The sequence below is a fragment of the Streptomyces beigongshangae genome, assembly GCF_019710745.1.
Classification (GTDB): Bacteria; Actinomycetota; Actinomycetes; order Streptomycetales; family Streptomycetaceae; genus Streptomyces; species Streptomyces beigongshangae.
On record NZ_JAHKJW010000056.1, the window covers coordinates 18,854 to 41,564 of the forward strand.

The window sequence follows — 22,711 nt, forward strand, 5'->3', positions numbered from 1 at the left end:
GCCCCCGGCCGTCGGGGCGGCCGTCATCCCCGGCCGTCGGGCAGGGGCGGCTCCGGAGGCATGTTGTACGGCGTGACGACCTGGATCGCCGAGGGGAGCGAGGGCGCCGGGTCCGGGGGCAGGGCGCCGTGGGCCCGCATGACGGCCCGGCAGGCCGTGCGCATGTCCTGGCGCAGGTCGTGGTGGAGCACGGCGGACAGGCGCCCGGCGCGCAGCAGCCGGGCGTTGTCGTGGTCGAGGTCGTGCGCGACGAAGACGTCGCACGGCCGCCCGAGGGCGTCGAAGGCGTCCAGCGTGGCGTTGTTGCCGCCGCCCATCGAGTAGACGGCCCGGATGGCGGGGTCCTGCCGCAGCGCGTCGAGCACCAGGTCGTACTGGGTGGCGTCCAGGCCGTCGCTGTCGGTGACCTCGACCAGGCGCCGGGCCGGGCGCAGCGTGCGCATCGTGGCCCGGAAGCCCATCTCGCGCTCCTCCTCGCCGCGGAAGAAGCCGCGGCTGACGGTGGTGAGGACACGGCCCGGGCGGTCGCCCAGCCACTGGCCCATCAGGTACCCGGCGGTGGCGCCCGCCGCCCGGTTGTCTATGCCGACGTAGGCGAGCCGGCCGCTGGCGGGCAGGTCCGTCACCAGGGTCACCACCGGGATGCCCGCGGTCACCAGTCTGCCGACGGCCGCCGTCACCCCGGGCACGTCCGGCGCCTTGAGGATCACCCCCTGGGAGCCGCGCCGGGCTATCCGGTCCAGCGTCGCGATCAGCTCGTCCGGCGCGCCCGTCTCCCGGAAGTGGAACCGGCAGCGCAGCACCGCCGGGTGCAGCGACGGCAGTTCGGCCTCCAGGGCCGTGCGCACAGCCGTGGAGAATCGCTCCGGCGTCTGCATGACGACGTCGGTCATGAAGGTGCGGCCGGTGAGCCGCACCTGCGTCCGCTGCCGGTCCAGGTCCGTGACGGCCTGGCGCACCGACCGGGCCGTGCTCTCGCGGACCCCTCCCCGCCCGTTCAGGACCCGGTCCACGGTCGCCTCGCTGAGACCCGCCTGACGGGCTATCTCCCTGATCGCGTACGGGTGGCCCATGGATCGGCTCCTGCTCTTGAGGGGTTTTTGACGGCTCGCTGACGATTGCCTGAGGGGTGCGGCGTCACAAGAATGACATCAACGCGTCGCCGCGTCGCCGCGGACCGCGCGGAGGACGACCCCGGAAGGACGAGGATGTCCCGCACCCTGTCAGGACCCCGCACGCGGCCGGCCGCGGACGGTCCGGGNCCGGCCCGCGGCCACGCGGGCCGGGCGGTCCGCCGGGACCGCGCGGAGGACGACCCCGGAAGGACGAGGATGTCCCGCACCCTGTCAGGACCCCGCACGCGGCCGGCCGCGGACGGTCCGGGAGCCCGCGCCTGGCTGTCCGCCGACGACTGCGACCTCGGCGCCTTCCGCGAACTGGTGGAACGGAGCACCGACGCCGCGGACTACCCGTACGCCGCCGCGGTCGAGCGGAACGTGCTGCTATACGACGGCGAGGGCCTGCGCGCCGCGATCCGTACGCCCGGGGGCCTCCACGACGTGCGGACGGAGCTGGTCCGGGCGCTCGCCGAGGGACCCGGCATCGTGGTGTTCCGGGGCGCCTTCCCCGACCGGGACGTCCTGGACCGGGCGAGCGGGGCCTTCGAGGCCCTGATCGCCGGGCAGCGCGCCTCCGGTGCCACCGCGGGCGACCACTTCGCCAGGCCGGGCGCCAACGACCGGGTCTGGAACGCGCTGGAGAAGGCGGCCCTGCTGGACCCGGAGGCGTTCGCCGACTACTACGCCAACGACCTCCTGGCCCTGGTCTCGCACGCCTGGCTGGGCCCCGGCTACCAGGTCACCTCGCAGATCAACGTGGTGAACCCGGGCGGCGCCGCGCAGACCGTGCACCGCGACTACCACCTGGGCTTCCTGAGCAACGAGGCCGCCGCCGCGTACCCCGCGCACGTCCACCGGCTCTCGCCGGCCCTGACGCTGCAGGGCGCGGTCGCGCACTGCGACATGCCCGTCGAGTCCGGCCCCACGATGTACCTGCCGCACTCGCAGAAGTACGAGCCCGGCTACCTGGCCTGGCGGCTGCCGGAGTTCCGGGCACACTTCGAGGCGCACCACGTGCAACTGCCGCTGGCGGCCGGGGACGCGGCGTTCTTCAACCCCGCCCTCTTCCACGCCGCCGGGCACAACAGGTCGGCGGACATCCGCCGCATGGCCAACCTGCTGCAGGTGTCCTCGGCCTTCGGCCGGGCCATGGAGACCGTGGACCGCGAGGCCCTGTCGAACGCCGTCTACCCCGTACTGCTCCGGCGCAGGGCGGCGGGCGCGGACCAGGAGTGGCTGGACCGGGTCGTCGCGTCCTGTGCGGAGGGCTACCCCTTTCCGACCAACCTGGACTCCGACCCGCCCGTCGAAGGACTGGCCCCGCCGTCCCAGGCGGACCTCCTGCGCCGGGCCCTGCGCGAGGAGTGGGTTCCGGACCGACTGCGGGACGCGCTGCGGGCCGCCGCCGGACGCCGCGAGAGCTGACTGGGCCGACCCGCCGCCCGGCGGACCCGGCCCCGCGTCCAGGTACGCCCGCGTCCAGGCACGCCCGCATCCAAGAACGTCAGCAACCAGCACATCAGCAATCAGCACATCAGCAAGGAGCCCTCGAACCATGCGCATCGGCATCCTCGGCCTCGGCCGGATCGGCGCCTTCCACGCCGAGACCCTCTCCCGGCTCGACGTGGTCGAGTCCCTCGTCGTCGCCGACCCGTACCGGGGCGCGGTCACGGCGGCCGTCGAACGCTTCGGCGCCGAGGCGAAGGACTCGCCCGAGGCCGTGCTGGCCGCCGGCGTGGACGGCGTGGTCGTCGCCGCCGCGACCGACGCCCACCCCGGCCTGCTCCGCGCTGCCGTCGAGGCGGGCGTGCCGGTCTTCTGCGAGAAGCCCGTCGCCCGCACCATGAAGGAGGGCGTCGAGGTCCTGCACGCCGTGCTCGACAGCGGCGTGGAGATCCAGATCGGCTACAACCGCCGCTTCGACGCCGGCTTCGTGGCCGCCCGCACCGCCGTCCGCGGCGGCGAGCTCGGTCCGCTGCACACCGTGCGCTCCACCACCCTGGACCCGGCGCCGCCCCCGGCCGCGTACATCGCCTCCTCCGGCGGGATCTTCCGGGACTGCTCCGTGCACGACTTCGACATCATCCGCTGGGTCACGGGACGCGAGGTCACCGAGGTGTACGCGACCGGCAGCAACCGCGGGGAGCCCTACATCGCCGAGGCCGGGGACGCCGACACCACGGCGGCGGTCCTGACGCTGGACGACGGCACCCTCGCCGTGGTCTCCAACTCCCGCCACAACGCCCGCGGCTACGACGTCCGCATGGAGCTGCACGGCTTCCGGGACAGCATCGCGGTCGGCCTGGAGGACAAGCTGCCGCTGCGCTCCGTCGAGCCCGGCGTCACCTTCCCCGCGGGACCCGCGCACGACTTCTTCATGGACCGCTTCGCCGCGGCGTACCGTGCCGAACTCAGCGCGTTCACCGACGTCGTCGCCGGGCGGCTGACCTCGCCGTGCACCGTGGCCGAGGCGCTGGAGGCGGGCTGGATCGCCGAGGCATGCACCCTCTCCCTGCGCGAGCACCGCCCCGTCACGATCGAGGAGGTACGCGGCGCATGACGATCCCCGCCGAACCGCTGCGCATCGGAGTGCTGGGCGCCGCCCGCATCGCCGGTCTGTCCCTCGTGGGCCCCGCCCGCGCGACCGGCCACCGCCTCGTCGCGGTGGCCGCCCGCGACCGGTCCCGGGCCGAGGCGTTCGCCGCCGAGAACGACGTCGAACGGGTCCTGGACTCCTACGCCGACCTGATCGCCGACCCCGGGGTCGAGGTGGTCTACAACCCCCTGGCGAACGGCCTGCACGGACCGTGGAACCTCGCCGCGCTCGCCGCGGGCAAGCACGTGCTGACGGAGAAGCCCTCCGCGAGCAACACGGAGGAGGCCGTCGAGGTCCAGGGCGCCGCCGCGGAGGCGGGCACCGTCTTCATGGAAGCCTTCCACTACCTCTTCCACCCCGTCACCCGGCGCCTGCACGAGCTGCTGGAGTCCGGCGAACTGGGCGAGCTGCGGCACGCCGAGGCGTTCGTCGCCGTCCCCGCCCCACCCGCCGAGGACCCCCGCTGGTCGCTGTCCCTGGCGGGCGGCGCGCTGATGGACCTCGGCTGCTACGGCGTGCACGCCCTGCGGATGCTCGCCCCCTGGGCGGGCGGGGAGCCCAGCCTGGCCGGCGCCCGGGGCGAGGGCCGCGCGGGTGCCCCCGGGGTCGACGAGTGGCTGGACGCGGACCTCGCCTTCCCGGGTGGGGCCACCGGCTCCGCCCGCTGCCACATGGCTCACGGCGAGCTGCGGATGACCTGCCGGATCGTCGGCTCCCGCGGTGAGGCGACCGCGCTGAACTTCGTCCTGCCGCACCGGGACGACCGGGTCGTCGTCCGTACGCCGGCGGGGGAGCGGACCGAACGGCTCGGCAGGCGGTCCTCGTACACGTACCAGCTGGAGGCGTTCGCCGCGCATGTGCGCGGCGGGGCGGCGCTGCCGCTCGACGCGGGGGACGCGGTGGCGACGATGCGGCTGATCGACGAGTGCTACCGGGGGGCGGGGTTCGCGCCCCGGCCGCGTACGGAGCCCCCGGGCGCGTAGCGCCAGTCCGGGCGGGTCGGGCCGGACTGGTCGGGCCGAGCGGGCCGGAGGGCTCGTCGGCCGCGGGTGGGTGAGGGCGGGTCGCGCGGTTCCCCGCGCCCCTGGAGGGACGGGGTCCCCGTCCCTCCAGGGGCGGCTCAGGCGTAGAACGCCGGGCGTTCGGTGAGGGTGACCTCGACCCGGACGCCCTCCCGCTGGGCGCGGACGCCCGCCTCGCAGATCACGGCCGCGGCGTAGCCGTCCCAGGCGCTCGGCCCGGTGACCTCGCCGCGCCGGGTGGCGTCCACCCATGCCTGCACCTGGCGGTCGTACGCGTCCTCGAACCGCTCGGTGAAGTCCTGGGCGACGGCGCCGCCCCAGCGGCCGTCCTGCTGGGTGACCAGGGAGTGGCCGTCACCGATGCGGGCCGTGCCGCGCTCGCAGACCACCTCGGCCTGCACCTGGTACCCGAAGCCGCAGTTGAGGTTGACCTCGACGTCCACGATCGCGCCGCCGGACGTCTCGAACACGACGAACTGCGGATCGCGCAGGCCCTCGGGGGCGTTGCCCGACGCCGCCGGTTTCAGCACGGTGACCGCGCTGATCTCGTGGCCGAGCAGCCAGCGGGTGATGTCCATCTCGTGCACGAGGGAGTCGTTGACGATCATCTCGCCGGTGAAGCCGGGCGGGGTCGCCACGTTGCGGTGCCGGTTGTGCAGCATCAGCGGCCGGCCCAGCCGCCCCGTCCCCAGCAGCGCCTTGAGGCGCATGTACTCGGCGTCGTACCGGCGCATGAAGCCCACCTGCACCCGGCGCCGGCCGAGCCGCTGCTCCGCCTCCAGGACGCGCAGCGCCGAGGCCGGGCCGGGGGTGAGGGGCTTCTCGCACAGGACGGGCAGGTCGTGCTCGAAGGCCGTCATCAGGGCCGCCTCGTGGGCGGCCCCCGGCGAGGCGACGAGGACCGCGTCGACACCGTCCGCGGCCATCGCGGCGGCCGGGTCGGTGTGCGCGGAGCAGCCCTCGATGCCGTCGGCGGTCCGCTTGGCCCGTTCCGCGTCGACGTCGGCGACCGCGACCACCCGGGCCCCGTTCGTCACCTCGTGGAGCCGGCGCACATGGTCGGCCCCCATCCTGCCGGTGCCGACGACGGCCACGCCCAGCGTTCCGCGCCGCGTCATCAGGACGTGCCCTCCGACGCGGCGAGGGGGGCCTTCACGTCCTGCTCCCCGGGCAGCCCGCCGACGTCGACGCCGCGGACCTGGGCCAGTTCGTGCTTGAGGGCGGCCAGTTCGGCGCCGCCGGCCATGTGGTTGGTGAGCTCTTCGAGCGTGACGTCGCCGCGGGCCGCGGAGAGCTCCACGGTGCCCAGGCGCAGGACGCTGAAGTGGTCGCCGACCATGTAGGCGTGATGCGGGTTGTGGGTGATGAAGATGACGCCGAGTCCCCGGTCGCGGGCGGCGGCGATGTACTTGAGCACCACGCCGGACTGCTTGACGCCCAGTGCGGCGGTGGGCTCGTCCAGGATCAGGACGCGGGCGCCGAAGTAGACGGCGCGGGCGATGGCCACGGACTGCCGCTGGCCGCCCGAGAGGGTGCCGATCGGCTGGTCCAGGTCGTCCAGGACGATGCCCATGGCGCGCAGTTCGGCGTCCGCGGTCCGCTTCATCGCCGCGATGTCCAGGCGGCGTACGGGCCAGGGGCCCCTGGTCATCTCGGAGCCGAGGAAGAAGTTCCGCCACACCGGCATCAGCGGCACGGTGGCCAGGTCCTGGTAGACGGTGGCGATGCCCTTGTCGAGGGCCTCGCGCGGGGTGTTCAGCCGCACCGCCTCACCGTCGATGAGGAACTCGCCCTCGGTGTGCTGGTGCAGCCCCGAGACGATCTTGATGAGCGTGGACTTGCCGGCGCCGTTGTCGCCGAGCACGCAGGCGACCCGGCCGGGGTGGACTGCCAGGTCCACGCCGTGCAGGGCGCGGACGTTGCCGTACGCCTTGCCGGCCCCGCGCAGCTGGACGATCGGCTGTCCGCCGTCCCGGTCCGCGGCCTTCGCGTCGACGGCCTTCGTGCCGGTGACCGGCGCGTCGGCGACCGCCGGGGCGTCGGCCGGGGTGCCGCCGGTGGAGGTGGAGGTGGTGTTGTCGGTCATGGGTTACCTCCGGGTTGCCTGGCGGCGGACCCACAGATTGACGAGGGCGGCGAGCAGGAGCATGACGCCGAGGAATGCCTTGAACCAGTCGGGGTTCCAGTTGGCGTAGACGATGCCCTGGGAGACCATGCCGAAGATGAAGGCGCCGATGACCGGGCCGACCGCGGAGCCGTAACCGCCGGTGAGCAGGCAGCCGCCGATGACCGCGGCGATGATGTACAGGAACTCGTTGCCCACGCCCTCGCCGGACTGGACGGTGTTGAACGAGAACAGGATGTGCATGCCGACGAGCCAGGCACCGGCGCCCACGGTCATGAACAGGGCGATCTTGGTGAAGGTGACCGGCACGCCGACCGCGCGGGCGCTCTCCTGGTTGCCGCCCGTCGCGAAGATCCAGTTGCCGAACTTGGTGCGCAGCAGCAGCCAGGTCGCGGCGGCGGCCAGGACCAGCCAGTAGAAGACGGTGATCTTGACGTCGACACCGCCGATGCCGATCTCCGAGGCGAAGACCTTGCGCGCCTGGTCGAAGCCGTCCATGTCGCTGATGGAGTCGGTGGCGACGTTCCCGGTGTAGAACTTGGTGACGGCCAGGTTGGCGCCCTGGAGGATCAGGAACGAGCCGAGGGTGATCAGGAACGACGGCAGGCCGGTGCGGACCAGCAGCCAGCCGTTGAAGGCGCCGATCGCCAGCGCCACCACCAGGGCTACGACGACGCCGGTCCACACGTTCACGGACAGCTGGAAGCTCAGGATGCTCGCGGTCAGCGCGGAGGTGGTGACCGCGACACCGGCGGACAGGTCGAACTCGCCACCGATCATCAGCAGCGCCACCGGCAGGGCCATGATGCCCATGACGGACGCCTCGTACAGCACGTTGGCCAGCGAACCCGCCTCACGGAAGGGGGTGGCCACCGTGAAGAAGAAGACGTAGACCACGATCGCCGCGATGAGGGCGCCGATCTCGGGGCGCGCCGCCAGTCTGCGGCTCAGCGACCGCCGTGAGGTCCGGCCGTCCTGGGGAGCGGCCGGCGAGGCCGGCGACGAGGGGCTCGCCGCCGGTGCCGTTGCCTGGGTCATGGGTGTCACCGCGTGCCCTTCGCGGCGAACTTCGCGATGTCGGCCACGTTCTCCTTGTCGACGAACGCCGGGCCGGTCAGCACCGGCTCCTGGCCGCCGCCGCTGAAGTTGCCGTTGGTCCTGTACAGCCACAGCGAGTCCACCGACAGGTAGCCCTGCAGGTACGGCTGCTGGTCGACGGCGAACTCGATGTCGCCGCCCTCGACGGCGTCGACCATCTCCTTGTTGAGGTCGAACGTCGCCACCTTCGCCTTGCTGCCGGCGTCGTCCACGGACTGCACGGCGGTCAGGGCGAACGGGGCGCCGAGGGTGACCACGTAGTCGATCGAGGAGTCCTGCTTGAGCTTGGCGTTGATCGTCGACTTCACGGACGGCATGTTCGTGCCGTTCACGTTGAGGGTGGTGGTCTTGCCCTTGAACGTCTTCTTCACACCGGAACAGCGCGCCTCCAGGGAGACGCTGCCCTGTTCGTGGATGACGCAGATGTTGTTCTCGGCGCCGAGTTCGTTGAGCTTCTCGCCGAATGCCTCACCGGCCACGAACTCGTCCTGCCCGAAGTACTGGAGGAGGCCCTGCTCCTTCCAGTCGTCTATGCCTCCGTTGAGGCCGACGACGGGTATGCCCGCCTTCTTGGCCTTGGCGACCACGGACTTCATGGCGTCCGGCTTGGAGAGGGTGAGCGCGATGCCGTCGACCTTCTGGTCTATCGCGTTCTGGACGAGGTTGGCCTGCTTCGCCGAGTCGGGGTTGTTGGAGTACACCAGCTCGACGTTGTCCTTGGCGGCGGCGGTCTCCGCCCCCTTGCGGACGAGGTCCCAGAAGGTGTCGCCGGGGGCCGCGTGGGTGATCATCGCGACCTTCATGCGGGGGGTGTCGGCCTTGCCGGCGGACGCGTTGCCCGAGTCCTCCTCGGCCTTCTTGCCGCCGGAGTCACTGGAGCAGCCGGTGACCATCAGGGCCGCCGCGGCGGCCGCGGCGACGAGGGCGAATCTGCGGGAGCGGGGGCGAGACGTGCGGTCCATCTTTCCGGCACCTCACTGTGCGACAGGGGGAGAAGGGAGCTGAAAGCTCGGCTGTTCGGTTGGGATCTGCTGGGAGGGGATGTAAGTCCCTGATATACCCCGCTGTCAATACTTTGTTAAGACATCACTTCACGATCACGTGAGAATGTAAGTACAAAGTCTTGACATGGATCGGCGCCCGGTCTTACACCTAGGACACCGGTCCCCGCACCCCCACCCCCACAAGTCCGCAGCCACCACGAGGAGCGACGCGTATGACCGAGTCCTTCGACCTGATCACCATGGGTCGCCTGGGGGTCGATCTCTACCCCCTGCAGACCGGCGTACCGCTGGCCCGCGTCGAGACCTTCGGCAAGTTCCTCGGCGGTTCGGCGGCCAACGTGGCGGTCGCCGCGGCACGCCTGGGGCGCACGACGGCGATCGTCAGCCGTACCGGCGATGATCCCTTCGGAGCTTATCTCCACCAGGCTCTGGAGGAATTCGGGGTCGACGACCGCTGGGTCACCCCGGTCCCGCACCACCCGACGCCGGTCACGTTCTGTGAGATCTTCCCGCCCGACGACTTCCCGCTGTACTTCTACCGGCAGCCCAAGGCGCCCGATCTGGAGATCCACACCGACGAACTCGACTTCTTCGCCCTGCGCGCGGCGAAGATCTTCTGGATCACCGGAACCGGACTGAGCGAGGAGCCCAGCCGCTCGGCCACCCTCGCCGCCCTCAAGTCCCGCGACAGGGCCGGGACCACCGTCTTCGACCTCGACTGGCGTCCGATGTTCTGGAAGGACCCGGAGGAGGCCCGCCCGTACTACACCGAGGCCCTGCGGCACGCCACCGTCGCCGTCGGCAACCTCGACGAGTGCGAGATCGCCACCGGGGTCCGGGAACCGCGCGCCTGCGCCGAGGCGCTCCTCGAAGCCGGTGCGGAACTGGCCGTCGTCAAGCAGGGACCCAAGGGCGTCCTCGCCGTCCACCGCGACGGCACCGCCGCCGAAGTGCCGCCCGTGCCCGTGGAGGTGGTCAACGGCCTCGGCGCCGGCGACGCCTTCGGCGGCTCGCTCTGCCACGGACTGCTGGCCGGCTGGGAACTGGAGAGGACGATGCGGTACGCCAACGCGGCCGGCGCCCTGGTCGCCTCCCGCCTCGCCTGCTCCTCCGCGATGCCGACCGCCGCCGAGGTCGAGGACCTCGTCACCTCCCGCGGCTGACACCGCAATCCCCGAAACGGAGCCAACCCCTTGAGCATCACCATCCCCGACCTCGTCAGGGTGCGCGCCCGGCATCCGGAGGCCGTGGCCGAAGCGGCCGCCCGCCGCGGCCGGCGCCCCCTCGTCGGCGACAGCGGCCGCCTCATGATCGTGGCCGCCGACCACCCGGCACGCGGCGCGCTCGGTGTCGGCGACCACCGGCTGGCCATGGCCAACCGCGCCGACCTGCTGGAGCGCCTGTGCGTCGCGCTGTCCCGGCCGGGTGTGGACGGGGTGCTCGCCACCGCCGACATCCTGGAGGACCTCCTGCTGCTCGGCGCGCTGGAGGGCAAGGTCGTCATGGGTTCCATGAACCGCGGCGGCCTGGCCGGCGCCGCCTTCGAGATGGACGACCGCTTCACCGGCCAGCGCGCCGAGGACATCGCCCGGATGAACTTCGACGCGGGCAAGCTCCTGCTGCGCATCGACTACGACGACCCCGGTTCGCTGACCACACTGGAGGCGTCCGCCCGGGCGATCGACGACATGGCCGCACGACGGCTCCCCGTGTTCGTGGAGCCGTTCATCTCCCGCCGCGTCGACGGGAAGGTCCGCAACGACCTCTCCGCGGAGGGCGTCACCCGCTCCATCGCCATCGCCTCCGGCCTCGGCGGCACCTCCGCGTACACCTGGCTGAAACTGCCCGTCACCAGCGATCCGGACGACATGGCCGCCGCGCTGGAGACCTCCACCCTGCCCGCCGTCCTGCTCGGCGGCGAGGTCGGCGGGGACCAGGAGGGCGCGTACGAGAAGTGGCGCAAGTGCCTGCGGCTGCCCACCGTCCAGGGCCTGGTCGTCGGCCGGTCCCTGCTCTACCCCGCCGAGGGCACCGTCGAGACCGCGGTGGACACCGCGGTCGGCCTGCTCTGACCGCGCGACCAGCCCGCCCGACCAGCCCGCCCGGACATCGGAAGGACCCCCTCTCGTGACCAGCGCACACCATCTGCCCGCGGGCAAGGCCACCGGCGACCCGTACGCCGTGGACGTCACCCCGGAGAGCGCGGGCTGGGCGTACTCCAGCCTGCGCGTCCTGGAACTGCCGCCCGGCGGTACGCACCTGTTCACCGCCGGGGACAGCGAGTGGATCGTCCTCCCGCTCGGCGGCTCCTGCTCCGTCGCCGTCACCGACGACTTCGGCCGGGACGAGTTCGCGCTGCGGGGCCGCGCCGACGTGTTCAGCGGCGTCAGCGACTTCGTCTACGTGCCCAGGGACGCGACCGCCGCCCTCACCTCCCCCGGGGGCGGCCGGTTCGCCCTCACCGGCGCCCGCTGCGAGCGCCGCCTGCCGGCCCGGTACGGCCCCGCCGACGCCGTGCCGGTGGAACTGCGCGGCAGCGGCACCTGCTCCCGCCGGGTCCGCAACTTCGGCGCGGCCGACGTCTTCGAGTGCGACAGGCTCATCGCGGTCGAGGTCATCACCCCCGGCGGCAACTGGTCCTCCTACCCGCCGCACAAGCACGACGAGGAGCGGCCCGGCGAGGAGTCCGAGCTGGAGGAGATCTACTACTTCGAGATCGCCGGCCACGAGGGCACCCCCGGGCTCGGCTACCAGCGGGTCTCGCCGTCCGGCCACGGCAGCGGCACGGACGTGCTGGCCGAGGTGCGCGGCGGGGACGTCGTGCTGATCCCGGACGGCTGGCACGGCCCCTCGATCGCCGCGCCGGGCCACGACATGTACTACCTCAACGTCATGGCGGGCCCCGGCGCCGACCGCGCCTGGCTGATCCGCGACCACCCCGACCACGCCTGGATCCGGGACACCTGGAAGAGCCAGCCGGTCGACCCCCGGCTGGCCCCCGACTCCTGACCCTCCGATCCTGTGCCCCCGACCTCCTGTCCCGCCTCCGCATCCCAGTGAGGAACCGATGAGCCGCTCCACGCTCCGTCTGACCGTCGCCCAGGCACTGGTGCGTTTCCTGTCCGCGCAGTACACCGAACGCGACGGCGTGCGGCACCGGCTGATCGCCGGCACCTGGGGGATCTTCGGCCACGGCAACGTGGCGGGCCTGGGCCAGGCGCTCCTCGAGGCGGGCGAGGAGGCCATGCCGTTCCACCAGGGCCGCAACGAACAGGCCATGGTGCACGCCGCCGTCGGCCACGCCCGCCAGCTCAACCGGCTCTCCGCGCAGGCCGTCACCACCTCCATCGGCCCCGGCGCCACCAACCTCGTCACCGGCGCGGCCCTGGCCACGGTCAACCGGCTGCCCGTCCTGCTGCTGCCCGGCGACTACTTCGCGACCCGCGTCGCCGACCCGCTGCTCCAGCAGCTGGAGCACCCGGTCGAGGCCGACCTGTCCGTCAACGACACCCTGCGCCCGGTCTCCCGCTGGTTCGACCGCGTCCACCGCCCCGAGGCGCTGATCCCGTCCGCCCTGAACGCGATGCGGGTGCTCGCCGACCCCGTCGACACCGGCGCCGTCACCCTCGCCCTGCCGCAGGACGTCCAGGCCGAGGCGTACGACTGGCCCGAGGAGTTCTTCGCCGACCGGGTCTGGCACGTCCGCCGCCCGGCGCCCGAACCGGCCGAGCTGGCCGCCGCAGTGGAAGCCGTACGGGGCTCCCGGCGCCCCCTGCTCGTCGCGGGCGGCGGTGTCCACCACAGCGAGGCCGAGGAGGCACTCAGGGCGTTCGCGGACGCCACCGGCATCCCCGTCGCGTCCACCCAGGCCGGCAAGGGCTCCCTGCGGTACGACCACCCCGCGGACGTCGGCGGCATCGGCCACACCGGCACCGCCGTCGCCGACGGCCTGGCCCGCACCGCCGACCTGGTCATCGGCGTCGGCACCCGCTACTCGGACTTCACCACCGCCTCCGGCACGCTCTTCCAGGAGCCGGACGTGCGGTTCCTGAACCTCAACGTCGCCGCCTTCGACGCGCACAAACTGAGCGCGCGCACCCTGGTCGCCGACGCCCGCGCCGGTCTGGAGGCCCTCACCGGGGCGCTGGCCGGCCACCGGGTGGACGAGGCGTACGAGGCGGAGTACCGGGAGGGCAAGGAGCGCTGGGAGGCCGTCGTGGACGCCGCCTACCGGGCGGACGACGAGCACGCGGTCCCCACCCAGACCCAGGTCCTCGGCGCCCTGGACGCCGTGGTCGGCGACGAGGACGTGGTCATCAACGCCGCCGGCTCGCTCCCCGGCGACCTGCACAAGCTCTGGCGTGCGCGCGGCCCCCGCCAGTACCACCTGGAGTACGGCTACTCCTGCATGGGCTACGAGATCCCGGCCGGCATCGGCGTCCAGCAGGCCGCACCCGGCGTCCCGGTCTGGTCGCTGGTCGGCGACGGCACGTACCTGATGATGCCCACCGAGATCGTCACGGCCGTCCAGGAGGGGCTGCCCGTCAACCTGGTGCTCCTCCAGAACCACGGGTACGCGTCCATCGGCGGCCTGTCCGAGACGGTGGGCGGCGAGCGCTTCGGCACCGCCTACCGCTACCGGGCTCCCGACGGAAGCTTCACGGGTGCTCCGCTGCCGGTCGACCTGGCCGCCAACGCCGCCAGCCTCGGCATGGACGTCCTGCGCGCCAGGACCGTGCGCGAACTGCGCGACGCCCTGGCCGCCGCCCGCGCCTCCGACCGGCCGACCTGCGTGTACGTCGAGACCGACCCGACGCCCACCGCCCCCGGCGCCGAGGCGTGGTGGGACGTACCGGTCGCCGAGGTCGCCTCCCGCGAGGCCGCCACCCGCGCCCGCGCGCAGTACGACCGGCAGGCCGCCGGCCGCCGCCGCCACCTGTGACCCTCCCGCACCCGCCCGGGCGTCCCTCCCGCTCCCTCCCGCACCCGCCCGGGCGTCCCTCCCGCTCCCTCCCGTTCACGAAAAGGACCGGCACCGTATGAAGAACATCGACCACTGGATCAGCGGGAAGCCCGTCGCGGGCACCTCCGGCCGCTTCGGCCCCGTTTACAACCCGGCCACGGGGGCCCAGGAGAAGCAGGTGCCCTTCGCCTCCGCGGACGAGGTGGACGCCGCCGTCGCCGCCGCGAAGGCCGCCTTCGGGAGCTGGGGCACCGCCTCGCTCGCCAAGCGGACCTCGGTGCTCTTCAAGTACCGCGAACTGCTGGACGCGCACCGCGACGAGCTCGCCCGGCTGATCACCGCCGAGCACGGCAAGGTGCACTCCGACGCGCTCGGCGAGGTCGCCCGCGGTATGGAGATCGTCGAACTGGCCTGCTCGGTCCCGCAGCTGCTGAAGGGCGAGCTGTCCACCCAGGTCTCGAACCGGGTCGACGTGGCCGCGATCCGCCAGCCGCTCGGTGTCGTCGCGGGCATCACGCCGTTCAACTTCCCGGCGATGGTGCCGATGTGGATGTTCCCGCTGGCCGTCGCCTGCGGCAACACCTTCGTCCTCAAGCCGAGCGAGAAGGACCCCTCCGCCTCGTTCCGGCTGGCCGAGCTGGCCTCCGAGGCCGGACTGCCGGACGGCGTGCTCAACGTCGTGCAGGGCGACAAGGAGGCCGTGGACCGCCTCCTGGAGCACCCGGACGTCGCCGCCGTCTCCTTCGTCGGCTCCACGCCCATCGCCAAGTACATCCAGCTCAAGGGCATCGAGCACGGCAAGCGCGTGCAGGCCCTCGGCGGCGCCAAGAACCACATGCTGGTGCTGCCCGACGCCGACCTGGACCTCGCCGCCGACCAGGCCATCAACGCCGCGTACGGCTCGGCGGGCGAGCGCTGCATGGCCGTCTCGGTCGTCGTCGCGGTCGGCGGCACCGGCGACGAGCTGGTCGGGAAGATCGCCGAACGGGCCGGGAACCTGCGGATCGGCCCCGGCGACGACCCGGGCAGCGAGATGGGCCCGCTCATCACCCGCGAGCACCGCGACAAGGTCGCCTCGTACGTGGCGGGCGCCGCCGCGCAGGGCGCCGAGGTCGTCGTGGACGGCACGGGCCTCACCGTGCCGGGCCACGAGGAGGGCTTCTTCCTGGGGGTCTCGCTCCTGGACAAGGTCCCGGTCACCGCGGACGCCTACCGGGACGAGATCTTCGGCCCCGTGCTGTGCGTGGTGCGCGCCGAGACGTACGAGGAGGCCGTCGAGCTGATCAACGGCTCCCGCTGGGGCAACGGCACGGCGATCTTCACCCGGGACGGCGGCGCCGCCCGCCGCTTCCAGCTGGAGGTCCAGGCCGGCATGGTCGGCGTCAACGTGCCGATCCCCGTCCCCGTCGGCTACCACTCCTTCGGCGGCTGGAAGGACTCCCTCTTCGGCGGCCACCACATCTACGGCAACGACGGCGTGGCCTTCTACACCCAGGGCAAGGTCATCACCACCCGCTGGCCCGACCCCGCCGACGGCGGCGGCATCAACCTGGGTTTCCCCAGCAACTCCTGACGCACGCCGCACCCGAAGGGAAGGGCTGCCGTGACACAGACCGGAACCGCGCGTCCGGCCACCGCCGGGGCCTTCGAACGCCTGGAGGTCGCCCTGGACCGGGGCAGCCCGATCCCGCTCTACTACCAGCTCGCCCAGCAGCTGGAGTCCGCCATCGAGCACGGGGCGCTCGCCCCGGGCGACCTGCTGGGCAACGAGGTGGACATCGCCGCGCGGCTCGGCCTGTCCCGGCCGACCGTCCGCCAGGCCATCCAGTCCCTGGTGGAGAAGGGCCTGCTGGTACGCCGCCGGGGCATCGGCACCCAGGTGGTGCACAGCCAGGTCCGGCGCCCGCTGGAACTGAGCAGCCTGTACGACGACCTCGCGGCCGCCGGGCAGAGTCCCGCCACCCGGGTCCTGCGCAACGAGATCGAGTCGGCCTCGGCGGAGGTCGCCGCGGCCCTCGGCATCCCCGAGGGCCGGGACGTCATCGTGCTCGAACGGCTGCGCTCCACCCACGGCGAACCCATGGCCCACCTGCGCAACCACCTGCCCGCCGCGCTCCTCGACCTGGACACCGCGCGGCTGGAGGCGACCGGCCTCTACCGGCTGATGCGGTCCGCCGGGATCACCCTGCACAGCGCCCACCAGACCGTGGGCGCCCGCAGCGCCACCGCCCAGGAGGGCCGCCTGCTCGACGAACCCGCGGGAGCCGCACTGCTCACCATGCGGCGCACGGCCTACGACGACACCGGACGGGCCGTGGAGTACGGCACCCACGTCTACCGGGCGTCCCGCTACACCTTCGACTTCCAGCTGCTCGTACGCCCCTGACGCCCCCGGCCGACCACGACCGCCGGGCCCGCGCGGCGCAGGCGGGGGATTTCCGCCGTTCCGGTGGCGCCTGACGGAGTGTCCCGGTCCCCGTGCCGCACAGTGCGTCCGGAGGGCGAGCCCGGAAGGGCCGCCGACCGTGCGCCCCGCGGTTCGCCTCCTCGTGCCCGTACCCACCGAGGGGTGACACCTCATGCCCGGCACCGTGTCCCGGCGCTCCGTCCTGCGCCTGCTGGGCGGGGCCACCGCCGTGGCCCTCGCCGCGACCGCAGGCGCCCCCGCGCCGGCCCGGGCGGCCGCGCGCGAACCGGCCGCGGGTCCCCGCGTCGAGAGCCTCCTCACCCGGCTCACCCTGGACGGGAAGGTCTCCCTGCTGCACGGCGCCACCGACCCGGAGTCCCTCGGCCAGGCGGGCTACGTCCCCGGCGTACGGCGGCTCGGCATCCCGCCCCTGCGCCTGGCCGACGGCCCCGCCGGCGTCCGCGTCCGGCGCCGCGCCACCGCCCTGCCCGCGCCCGTCCTGCTCGCCTCCGCCTTCGACCCCGCCCTGGCCCGCCGCTACGGCCGGGTCATCGGCCACGAGGGGCGCGCCCTCGGCCAGGACGTCCTGCTCTCCCCGATGGCCAACCTCGTCCGCACCCCCTACGCGGGCCGCGACTTCGAGACCTTCAGCGAGGACCCGCTCCTCTCCGCCGACCTCGTCGCCGAGGAGATCAGGGGCATCCAGGAGGAGGGCCTCATCGCGACCGTCAAGCACTACGCGATGAACAACCACTCTCGTACACCTCCTTCGGGTACGGGGACCTGGCGGTGCGGCGGGCAGCGGACGGGCTGGACGTGGCCTTCACCGTGCGCGACACGGGGCGGCGGACCGTGTGGGTGGGAGCCTCGTCCCGCGCGCTGAGGCTGCGTACGACGGTCGAGGTGCGGGCCGGGGTGTGAGCAGGGGGCAGGGCGTAGGGGCAGGGGGTGGGGGAGGCCGGCGGAGGCTCCGGGCCGGAGAAGTGAACGGGTAGGCTGCCCGGCGTGCGCGCGACCGGGCGCACGCCGGGCCCGGCCCGGACCGCGGTGGATCGGGAGGAACAGGCGTTGCACGTCCAGGAATGGCTGGAGACCGTGCCCGCGGTCAGCATCTACGCGCTGGTGGCCCTGGTCATCGGACTGGAGAGCCTGGGCATCCCGCTGCCGGGCGAGATCATCCTGGTCTCCTCGGCCCTGCTCGCCTCCCAGCACGGCGACATCGACCCCGTGGTGCTCGGCGTCTGCGCGACCGCCGGGGCGATCATCGGGGACTCCATCGGCTACGCCATCGGCCGCAAGGGCGGGCGCCCGCTGCTGGCCCGGCTCGGCGCGAGGTTCCCGAAGCACTTCAGCGAGGGCCACATCGCCACCGCCGAGCGGTCCTTCCAGAAGTGGGGCATGTGGGCCGTCTTCTTCGGCCGTTTCATCGCCCTGCTGCGCATCTTCGCGGGCCCGCTCGCGGGTGTGCTGCGCATGCCGTACTGGAAGTTCCTGACGGCCAACGTGCTCGGCGGGATCCTCTGGGCGGGCGGCACCACCGCGGTCGTCTACTACGTGGGCGTGGTCGCCGAGTCCTGGCTCAAGCGCTTCTCCTGGCTCGGCCTGGTGGCCGCCGTGCTGATCGGCCTCACCTCGATGCTGGTCCTCAGGCGCAAGGCGAGGAACATGGCACCGGAGCGGGAGCCGGTCCCGGCGACCGACTAGCCCCGTCGGGGACGGACCCGCGGCCGTCCGCGGAACCCGGGCCTACCCTCCGTGGGCGGCCCGGTGGGCCTTCGCCAGCTCCACGTACAGCGCCCCGTTGAGCGAGATCCCCTCCCGCTCCTCGTCGGTGAGCTCCCGCTTCACCTTCGCGGGCACCCCGGCCACGAGCGAGCCCGGGGGGACCCGCATGCCCTGCGGCACCAGCGCCTGCGCCGCGACGAGCGAACCGGCCCCGATCACCGCCCCGTTGAGGACCGTGGCCCCCATCCCGACCAGACAGCCGTCCTCGACCGTCGCCCCGTGCACGACGGCGTTGTGCCCGATGGACACCCGCTCCCCGACGGTGACCGGGAACCCGGGGTCGACGTGGAGCGTGCAGTTGTCCTGCACGTTGCTGTCCGCGCCGATGACGATCGGACCGCAGTCCGCGCGCAGCACCGCGCCGTACCAGAGGCTCGCGCCCGGCCGCAGGACGACGTCGCCGATCACCACGGACGTGGGCGCGGCGAACGCCTCCGCGTCGATCCGCGGCTCCTTGCCGCCGATCCCCATGACCAGCGCCCCGTGCGTCATCGCCGTCTCCTCGTCCTCGTGGGTACCGGCACCGTACAGGGACGTACGGGGACGGGACCGCGACGGGTGGGGCGAAGATCACAGCCGGACGGGCTCCTGGGCGGACGGGCCGCTGAGTACGGTGTGCGGGTGCCCAAGAGCAAGAACACGTTCTCGTCCCGGCGGCGCCGTCTGGTCCAGCGGGCCGTCCACGCCGGCTGGGCCTGGGTGCGGCGGACGGGCGCGGTGACCGCCGAGCGCCCCGGACGGCTGCGCTTCGGCGCGCTGGGGACGGGGACCAGGCTCGCCTTCCCGCAGGGCACGGTCTTCGGCGAGCCGTGGATCCGCCTCGGCGACCACTGCGTCATCGCCGAACAGGTCACCCTGACCGCCGGGCTGATGCCCGACCTCGACCTCGGCCCCGAGCCCATACTGAGCATCGGCGACGGCGTCGTCCTCGGCCGCGGCAGCCACGTCATCGCCGACACGACGGTCACGATCGGCAGCGACTGCTACTTCGGTCCCTATGTGTACGTGACGTCCACCAACCACTCGTACGACGATCCGCACAAGCCCATCGGCAAGCAGTGGCCGCGGATGGAGCCGGTGGAGATCGGCCCGGGCTGCTGGATCGGCACGGGCGCGGTGATCCTGCCGGGGACGCGCATCGGGCGGAACGTGGTGGTGGCGGCCGGTGCGGTGGTGCGCGGTGCCGTGCCCGACCACGCGGTGGTGGCCGGGGCGCCGGCCCGGGTCGTGCGGCGCTGGACCCCGGACGACGGCTGGCAGCCGCCGCTCAGGACCCCGGCGCCGGTCCCGATCCCCGACGGCATCACCCCGGAACAGCTACTGGCACTGGCCGAACTGGACGCGGAGGGCCTGGCAGCACTACGGGCCCCCGGAGAGACGGGCCCCGAAGGGGCGCGGGGAACTGCGCGACCAGCCACGACGGCCCGCAGCCGGCACACCGGCCGGACAGGGCAGTAAAGTTCGGTGACCGATCCGCCGGCCCCTCCGTGGCCCGGTCGACTGAATTGCGTAATTCAAAATATTGGACGGAATGTGTCGGACCTCGACCTGCTGACCCAGTCGCTGGCGCGCAACGTCAGACGCTGGCGCACCGAGCGCGGCTTCACGCTGGACACGCTCGCCGCCCGGGCCGGGGTCAGCCGCGGCATGCTCATCCAGATCGAGCAGGCCCGGACCAACCCCAGCCTCGGCACGGTCGTCAAGATCGGTGACGCGCTGGGCATCAGCATCACCACCCTGCTCGACTACGAGCAGGGCCCGACGGTCCGGATCGTCCCGGCCGAGCAGGCCGTACGGCTCTGGCACACCGATGCCGGCAGCTACAACCGGCTCCTCGCGGGCGCCGACGCGCCCGGCCCGCTGGAGATGTGGGACTGGCTGCTGATGCCGGGCGAGGGCAGCCCCTCGGACCCGCACCCCGCGGGCACCGTCGAACTCATCCACGTCACGAAGGGCGAGCTGGCGCTCACCGTCGACGGCACGGAGTACCGCGTCCCGGCGGGCGCGAGCGCCTCCTTCGAGGCCAACACCCCGCACACGTACGCCAACGCCGGTGACGTACCCGTGGAGATGGTCATGACGGTGTCGGTCCCCGGTGTGCGCTGAGGCACCCGGCGAAGGCCCTTCGCCCGCCTGTTAGCGTGCGGGCATGCGCGCACCCCTCGGAGACTTCGCCGACGCCACGCCCGCCCCCGAACGCCTCGACGTACTGACCGGCCCGGTCGCCGACGCCGTACGCGACTGGCGCGGGAGCGTTCCCGCCGAGCGGATCGTGTACGTCGACACCGAGCCGGAGTGGGCCGACACCGCGACCTTCCTGGAGCACTACGGCCCCGACCTCCTCGACCGGTCCGCGAACTGCGTGGTCGTCGAGGGGAGGCGCGGCGGGGAGACGACCCTCGCCGCCTGCGTGGTGCTGTCCGCCACCCGGGTCGACGTGAACGGCGTGGTCCGGCGCCGGCTCGGCGCGCGCAAGGCATCGTTCGCGTCGATGGACACGGCGACCGGCGGGACGGGCATGGAGTACGGCGGCATCACCCCGATCGGGCTGCCCGCCGGGTGGCCGGTGCTGGTCGACCCCGCCGTCGTCGACCTGCCGTACGTACTGGTGGGCAGCGGCCGGCGGCGCGGCAAGCTGCTCGTGCCCGGGCGGGCCTTCGCGGAACTGCCGAACGCCGAGGTGGTGGAGGGGCTCGGGGTCGCCTGAGCCGTCCGGCCGGCCCCGCGGGACCGGCCGGACGGCGCGGCTCGCGGCCCTCGTCAACCTGCGCGGCGTGGGCCGCCGGGTGATCTGTCCGCCGGGGAACGGGCGTCCGGCCCGTTCCGGACGTGGCCTTCCGGGTGCTCGGGGACCGGGATCCCGCCTGCCTCCGGGCGCGGGGGGCGCGGGCGGGGGATGCTGAGGGAGACGGAACCACGGCCCGGCGAGCGCTTGCGGCGCTGTCGGGTACCCGCCCACGCCCCCGGCGCGATCTCAGGAACGGTACTGCCATGAACAGCGACGCAAGTGTCCGCAACGACGTCGTCTCCAGCCACTCGGTGGCCGGTGCCCCGTGCTGGGTCAGCCTGACGGCGCGCGACCAGCAGACCGCCGAGGACTTCTACCGGGCGGTGCTGGGCTGGCACTTCCGGACGGCCTCGCTGATGGACCGCTTCCGGATCGCCTACGCGGACGGAGTGCCGGTCGCGGGCATCGCGGCCGTCGCCTCGATGTGGCAGATGGCCGTCGCCTGGACCCCGTACTTCGCCGTGGACAGCGCCGACGAGGCGGTCGCCCGCGGCCAGGAGCGCGGCGGGACGACCGCCGTCGGGCCCATCGGCTTCCCGCCGGGGCGGGCGGCCCTGCTGGCGGACCGCGACGGAGCCGTCTTCGGCATCTGGGAGGGCCGGCTCGTCGTCGGCTGGGACACCTGGCGGCGGGCCGCCCCCGCCTTCCTGCGCCTGCACACGCGCAACGCCTTCGACGCCGCCATGTTCTACGGCGGGGTGCTGGAATGGGCGACCTCGCGGCCCGGCTGCTGCGAGGTGCACTACGACGGGGACGAGGTGGTCCTGCGCAGCGAGGGCGACGTCGTGGCCCGTATCCACTCGGGCGCGGTGGAGGCGGCCCCCGACCCCACGATCCGGCCCCACTGGCAGGTGCACTTCGCGGTCGCCGACGTCGGCGCCTGCGTGCGCGCCGCACTGGCCCACGGGGGCACGGTCCGGGACGGGGCGACCGCCGCGGAGGCGGTGCTGCGCGACCCCGACGGGGCGCAGTTCACGGTGACCTCGAAGAAACAGCGGTGACCCCGGAGGAACAGCGGTGGGACCGCGCCACCGGAACGGGCCCGGCCGCGCGGGTCAGCCCAGGCGGGGGATCTCGATCGCCGGGCAGCGGTCCATGACCATGTCGAGGCCCGCCGCGCGGGTGCGCCCGCAGGCGGCCTCGTCGATCACGCCGAGCTGGTACCAGACGGCCTTGGCGCCGATGGCGACGGCCTCGTCGGCGACGGAACCGGCCAGGTCGCTGTTGACGAACACGTCGACGACGTCGACCTCGAAGGGGATGTCCGCCAGGGAGGCGTACCCCTTCTCCCCGTGGACCGTCTCGGCCTTCGGGTGCACCGGGACCACGCGCTTGCCGTAGCGCTTGAGCACCGCCGCGACGCCGTACGCGGGACGCTCCTCGTTCGACGACAGGCCGACGACGGCCCAGGTGTCGCCCAGCTCGGTGAGGATCTTGCGGATCGTTGCCTGGTCGCCGTGCACGGGGCCTCCTGGGAATGGGGTGGTGGCTGCTGCGCGGCACAACAGCGGACACGCCGCGGTGATTCCCGGCGCCGGTCCCGGCGCAGGTCCCGCCGAGGGGCCGCGCCGTCGCGAAAGGCGCCGTGATAGCTTGCCGGAGCCAGTCGAACCCATGTACGTGGGTCAGGGAATCCGGTGGAAATCCGGAGCTGACGCGCAGCGGTGAGGGTGACGGGCGGGGCATCGGCCACTGGACCGGAACGACGGTCCGGGAAGGCGCCCCGTCCGGGTGAACCCGAGTCCGAAGACCTGCTGGCGGCCCCCGCGGTCACAGGACGGCGGGGGAGCACCGTACGACCGGGC

22 protein-coding genes and 1 riboswitch are annotated in these 22,711 nt (G+C 73.2%); of the genes, 15 read left to right on the top strand and 7 right to left on the bottom strand.

What is annotated here, in order from left to right:
• Nucleotides 1–23 precede the first annotated feature (23 nt).
• Nucleotides 24–1,073: a LacI family DNA-binding transcriptional regulator gene (locus tag KM933_RS31380; protein WP_221358526.1), complete on the bottom strand. Its 1,050-nt coding sequence runs from the start codon at nt 1,071–1,073 to the stop codon at nt 24–26.
• A 258-nt stretch (nt 1,074–1,331) separates the two neighbouring features.
• Between KM933_RS31380 and KM933_RS31385 the strand changes: the two genes are divergently transcribed.
• The 3 genes from KM933_RS31385 to KM933_RS31395 all read left to right on the top strand — a co-directional run bounded on the left by KM933_RS31385 (nt 1,332) and on the right by KM933_RS31395 (nt 4,697).
• Nucleotides 1,332–2,543, top strand: coding sequence for a phytanoyl-CoA dioxygenase family protein (locus KM933_RS31385; RefSeq protein ID WP_221358527.1), 1,212 nt, complete (start codon nt 1,332–1,334; stop codon nt 2,541–2,543).
• 130 nt (nt 2,544–2,673) lie between these two features.
• The gene (locus KM933_RS31390) at nt 2,674–3,678 is read left to right on the top strand and encodes a Gfo/Idh/MocA family protein (RefSeq protein ID WP_221358528.1); all 1,005 of its coding nucleotides are present in this window, start codon (nt 2,674–2,676) and stop codon (nt 3,676–3,678) included.
• Nucleotides 3,675–4,697: a Gfo/Idh/MocA family protein gene (locus tag KM933_RS31395; RefSeq protein WP_221358530.1), complete on the top strand. Its 1,023-nt coding sequence runs from the start codon at nt 3,675–3,677 to the stop codon at nt 4,695–4,697. The genes KM933_RS31390 and KM933_RS31395 overlap by 4 nt, the downstream gene beginning before the upstream one ends.
• Nucleotides 4,698–4,834: 137 nt before the next feature.
• On the opposite strand, the gene KM933_RS31400 is transcribed toward KM933_RS31395, so the two are convergent.
• Genes KM933_RS31400 through KM933_RS31415 form a run of 4 tightly spaced genes read right to left on the bottom strand, consistent with a single transcriptional unit; the run spans nt 4,835 to nt 8,921 of the window.
• Nucleotides 4,835–5,854, bottom strand: a complete 1,020-nt coding sequence (locus KM933_RS31400) for a Gfo/Idh/MocA family protein (RefSeq protein WP_221358532.1) — start codon at nt 5,852–5,854, stop codon at nt 4,835–4,837.
• A complete protein-coding gene (locus KM933_RS31405; RefSeq protein WP_260334431.1) occupies nt 5,854–6,822 on the bottom strand; it encodes an ATP-binding cassette domain-containing protein in 969 nt (322 codons plus the stop codon). The genes KM933_RS31400 and KM933_RS31405 overlap by 1 nt, the downstream gene beginning before the upstream one ends.
• A gap of 3 nt (nt 6,823–6,825) precedes the next feature.
• Nucleotides 6,826–7,899 (bottom strand): ABC transporter permease, encoded by a 1,074-nt coding sequence (locus KM933_RS31410; protein ID WP_221358534.1) that lies wholly within the window; start codon nt 7,897–7,899, stop codon nt 6,826–6,828.
• A 5-nt stretch (nt 7,900–7,904) separates the two neighbouring features.
• Nucleotides 7,905–8,921 carry a sugar ABC transporter substrate-binding protein gene (locus KM933_RS31415; RefSeq protein WP_221358536.1) on the bottom strand — a complete coding sequence of 339 codons (1,017 nt, stop codon included), beginning with the start codon at nt 8,919–8,921 and terminating at the stop codon, nt 7,905–7,907.
• Between the two features lie 254 nt (nt 8,922–9,175).
• Between KM933_RS31415 and iolC the strand changes: the two genes are divergently transcribed.
• From iolC to KM933_RS31455, 8 genes are all read left to right on the top strand, one after another.
• Nucleotides 9,176–10,126 (top strand): 5-dehydro-2-deoxygluconokinase, encoded by a 951-nt coding sequence (gene iolC, locus KM933_RS31420; protein ID WP_221358538.1) that lies wholly within the window; start codon nt 9,176–9,178, stop codon nt 10,124–10,126.
• Nucleotides 10,127–10,156: 30 nt separating this feature from the next.
• Complete coding sequence (locus tag KM933_RS31425; protein ID WP_221358540.1) at nt 10,157–11,035, top strand: Cgl0159 family (beta/alpha)8-fold protein; 879 nt, start codon at nt 10,157–10,159, stop codon at nt 11,033–11,035.
• Nucleotides 11,036–11,090: 55 nt separating this feature from the next.
• Nucleotides 11,091–11,972, top strand: a complete 882-nt coding sequence (iolB, locus tag KM933_RS31430; RefSeq protein WP_221358542.1) for a 5-deoxy-glucuronate isomerase — start codon at nt 11,091–11,093, stop codon at nt 11,970–11,972.
• Nucleotides 11,973–12,030: 58 nt separating this feature from the next.
• Nucleotides 12,031–13,905 carry a 3D-(3,5/4)-trihydroxycyclohexane-1,2-dione acylhydrolase (decyclizing) gene (gene iolD, locus KM933_RS31435; protein WP_221358551.1) on the top strand — a complete coding sequence of 625 codons (1,875 nt, stop codon included), beginning with the start codon at nt 12,031–12,033 and terminating at the stop codon, nt 13,903–13,905.
• A 97-nt stretch (nt 13,906–14,002) separates the two neighbouring features.
• Nucleotides 14,003–15,499 carry a CoA-acylating methylmalonate-semialdehyde dehydrogenase gene (locus KM933_RS31440; protein ID WP_221358560.1) on the top strand — a complete coding sequence of 499 codons (1,497 nt, stop codon included), beginning with the start codon at nt 14,003–14,005 and terminating at the stop codon, nt 15,497–15,499.
• Between the two features lie 30 nt (nt 15,500–15,529).
• Entirely contained in the window at nt 15,530–16,312 is a 783-nt protein-coding gene (locus KM933_RS31445; protein WP_221358562.1) for a GntR family transcriptional regulator, read from the top strand.
• A 193-nt stretch (nt 16,313–16,505) separates the two neighbouring features.
• Nucleotides 16,506–17,216 carry a glycoside hydrolase family 3 N-terminal domain-containing protein gene (locus KM933_RS31450; RefSeq protein ID WP_430727394.1) on the top strand — a complete coding sequence of 237 codons (711 nt, stop codon included), beginning with the start codon at nt 16,506–16,508 and terminating at the stop codon, nt 17,214–17,216.
• A gap of 185 nt (nt 17,217–17,401) precedes the next feature.
• The gene (locus KM933_RS31455) at nt 17,402–18,037 is read left to right on the top strand and encodes a DedA family protein (protein ID WP_221358590.1); all 636 of its coding nucleotides are present in this window, start codon (nt 17,402–17,404) and stop codon (nt 18,035–18,037) included.
• Nucleotides 18,038–18,079: 42 nt separating this feature from the next.
• Here the strand turns inward: KM933_RS31455 and KM933_RS31460 are convergent, their stop codons facing one another.
• On the bottom strand, nt 18,080–18,610 hold the full coding sequence (locus tag KM933_RS31460; protein ID WP_221358564.1) for a gamma carbonic anhydrase family protein: 531 nt from the start codon (nt 18,608–18,610) through the stop codon (nt 18,080–18,082).
• A 129-nt stretch (nt 18,611–18,739) separates the two neighbouring features.
• Here KM933_RS31460 and KM933_RS31465 point away from each other — a divergent pair, with 129 nt between their 5' ends.
• From KM933_RS31465 to KM933_RS31480, 4 genes are all read left to right on the top strand, one after another.
• A complete protein-coding gene (locus KM933_RS31465) occupies nt 18,740–19,576 on the top strand; it encodes an acyltransferase (protein WP_221358566.1) in 837 nt (278 codons plus the stop codon).
• A 75-nt stretch (nt 19,577–19,651) separates the two neighbouring features.
• A complete protein-coding gene (locus KM933_RS31470) occupies nt 19,652–20,224 on the top strand; it encodes a helix-turn-helix domain-containing protein (protein WP_308013602.1) in 573 nt (190 codons plus the stop codon).
• A gap of 43 nt (nt 20,225–20,267) precedes the next feature.
• Nucleotides 20,268–20,825 (top strand): YbaK/EbsC family protein, encoded by a 558-nt coding sequence (locus KM933_RS31475; RefSeq protein WP_221358567.1) that lies wholly within the window; start codon nt 20,268–20,270, stop codon nt 20,823–20,825.
• Between the two features lie 284 nt (nt 20,826–21,109).
• Nucleotides 21,110–21,907, top strand: a complete 798-nt coding sequence (locus KM933_RS31480; protein ID WP_221358569.1) for a VOC family protein — start codon at nt 21,110–21,112, stop codon at nt 21,905–21,907.
• A 54-nt stretch (nt 21,908–21,961) separates the two neighbouring features.
• Here KM933_RS31480 and KM933_RS31485 read toward each other — a convergent pair whose 3' ends face one another.
• Nucleotides 21,962–22,369, bottom strand: a complete 408-nt coding sequence (locus tag KM933_RS31485; RefSeq protein WP_221358571.1) for a CoA-binding protein — start codon at nt 22,367–22,369, stop codon at nt 21,962–21,964.
• A 123-nt stretch (nt 22,370–22,492) separates the two neighbouring features.
• Nucleotides 22,493–22,679, top strand: a riboswitch (cobalamin riboswitch).
• The last annotated feature ends 32 nt before the right edge of the window (nt 22,680–22,711 follow it).

Bases quoted from the DNA above. Each gene is read 5' to 3' on its own strand.
- KM933_RS31380 (WP_221358526.1), bottom strand. From the start codon at position 1,073: ATGGGCCACCCGTACGCGATCAGGGAGATAGCCCGTCAGGCGGGTCTC.
- KM933_RS31385 (WP_221358527.1), top strand. From the start codon at position 1,332: ATGTCCCGCACCCTGTCAGGACCCCGCACGCGGCCGGCCGCGGACGGT.
- KM933_RS31390 (WP_221358528.1), top strand. From the start codon at position 2,674: ATGCGCATCGGCATCCTCGGCCTCGGCCGGATCGGCGCCTTCCACGCC.
- KM933_RS31395 (WP_221358530.1), top strand. From the start codon at position 3,675: ATGACGATCCCCGCCGAACCGCTGCGCATCGGAGTGCTGGGCGCCGCC.
- KM933_RS31400 (WP_221358532.1), bottom strand. From the start codon at position 5,854: ATGACGCGGCGCGGAACGCTGGGCGTGGCCGTCGTCGGCACCGGCAGG.
- KM933_RS31405 (WP_260334431.1), bottom strand. From the start codon at position 6,822: ATGACCGACAACACCACCTCCACCTCCACCGGCGGCACCCCGGCCGAC.
- KM933_RS31410 (WP_221358534.1), bottom strand. From the start codon at position 7,899: ATGACCCAGGCAACGGCACCGGCGGCGAGCCCCTCGTCGCCGGCCTCG.
- KM933_RS31415 (WP_221358536.1), bottom strand. From the start codon at position 8,921: ATGGACCGCACGTCTCGCCCCCGCTCCCGCAGATTCGCCCTCGTCGCC.
- iolC (WP_221358538.1), top strand. From the start codon at position 9,176: ATGACCGAGTCCTTCGACCTGATCACCATGGGTCGCCTGGGGGTCGAT.
- iolD (WP_221358551.1), top strand. From the start codon at position 12,031: ATGAGCCGCTCCACGCTCCGTCTGACCGTCGCCCAGGCACTGGTGCGT.
- KM933_RS31440 (WP_221358560.1), top strand. From the start codon at position 14,003: ATGAAGAACATCGACCACTGGATCAGCGGGAAGCCCGTCGCGGGCACC.
- KM933_RS31450 (WP_430727394.1), top strand. From the start codon at position 16,506: ATGCCCGGCACCGTGTCCCGGCGCTCCGTCCTGCGCCTGCTGGGCGGG.
- KM933_RS31460 (WP_221358564.1), bottom strand. From the start codon at position 18,610: ATGACGCACGGGGCGCTGGTCATGGGGATCGGCGGCAAGGAGCCGCGG.
- KM933_RS31475 (WP_221358567.1), top strand. From the start codon at position 20,268: ATGCGCGCACCCCTCGGAGACTTCGCCGACGCCACGCCCGCCCCCGAA.
- KM933_RS31480 (WP_221358569.1), top strand. From the start codon at position 21,110: ATGAACAGCGACGCAAGTGTCCGCAACGACGTCGTCTCCAGCCACTCG.